Consider the following 1,492-nt stretch of genomic DNA (forward strand, 5'->3'; position numbering starts at 1 on the left):
GGTCGGCGAAGACGTAGATGCGCCAGCGCCCGTCGGCCGTCGCGTGGTGGCCGAGGTGCAGGGGGACGCCGTCGCACACGCGGACCACCGGCGCGGACTTGAACCGCTTGCCGATCGGGAACCCGCCGGCGAGTTCCTGGTGCGTGGGTTCCGCGACGAGCACGGACGGCGCGTACTGGGTGCGGAACCCTGCCGGGAACTCGGCGGTCCGTACGTAGAAGTCCTCGAGTTCGGACGGGTCGGCGAAGTCCTCCGGCTTCCGCGCCATGAGCGCCGACCACTCCTTGTCGAACTCGATGAGGTCCTTCGCGACCACCTGGCGCTCCGCGGAGTAGGTCGCCAGAAGGGCTTCGGGGCTGCGTCCCTCGAGGACGTGCCCGAGCTTCCAGCCGAGGTTGAAGCCGTCCTGCATCGAGACGTTCATGCCCTGGCCGGCCTTGGCGCTGTGGGTGTGGCAGGCGTCGCCGGTGATGAAGACGCGCGGGGTACGGGCTCCCACCTGCTCCGGCAGGACGTCGTCGAACCGGTCGGTGAGGCGGTGGCCCACCTCGTACACGCTGTGCCAGGCGACGTTCCGCACATCGAGGGTGTACGGGCTGAGGATCGTGTTGGCCTTCGCGATGATCGAGTCGATCGTGGTGCTGCGGACCGACCCCTTGGTCGCGGGGTCCACCTCACCGAGGTCCACGTACATGCGGAACAGGTGGCCACCCTCGCGCGGGATGAGGAGGATGCTGCCGCCCGCACCGGACTGGATGGCGCACTTGCGGCGGATGTCGGGGAAATCGGTGACGGCGACGGCGTCCATGACGCCCCACGCATGGTTGGCCCGGTCACCCGCGAGGCTGCAGCCGATGGCCTCGCGGACCCTGCTGCGGGCGCCGTCCGCGCCGACCACGTACTTCGCGTGGACCGTGCGCTCCTCGCCCGAACGCTCCCCGGCTGTGCGCAGGAGCGTGACCGTCACGGGGTACTCGCGGTCGTCGTCGACCTCGAGGCCCGCGAATTCGAAGCCGTAGTCGGGCGCCATGCGCGTGGGCGAGTTCCGCATGAACTCGGCGAAGTAGTCGAGGACGCGTGCCTGGTTGACGATCAGGTGCGGGAACTCGCTGATGCCGGTCGGATCGTCCTCCGGACGCGCCGTGCGGACGATGCGGGAGGGATCCGCGGGATCCGGTTTCCAGAAGGCCATCTCGACGATCCGGTAGGCCTCGTCGGTGATGCGCTGGGCGAACCCGAAGGCCTGGAACGTCTCGACGCTGCGGGCCTGGATGCCATCGGCCTGACCGATGGGGAGCCTGCCCGGGCGGCGCTCCACGATCCGCGTGGTGATGCCGGGGAACTGCGAGAGCTGCGCGGCGGTGATCATCCCGGCGGGTCCGGTGCCGATGATCAGGACGTCGACCTCGTCCGGGAGCTCCTCCGGCCGGTCGAGCCCGACGCCTGCTGCGGGCTGGATCCGGGGGTCGCCCGAGACGTAACCATGGTGGTG

The 1,492-nt window shown here is 69.8% G+C and carries 1 protein-coding gene; it reads right to left on the reverse strand.

What is annotated here, in order from left to right; all coding sequences use genetic code 11:
• A partial coding sequence (locus CXQ97_RS18480; RefSeq protein WP_104182351.1) for an FAD-dependent monooxygenase occupies nucleotides 1-1,492 on the reverse strand: 1,492 nt, incomplete at both ends.

Source organism: Arthrobacter sp. B0490 (genome assembly GCF_002929355.1).
Classification (GTDB): domain Bacteria; phylum Actinomycetota; class Actinomycetes; order Actinomycetales; family Micrococcaceae; genus Arthrobacter_D.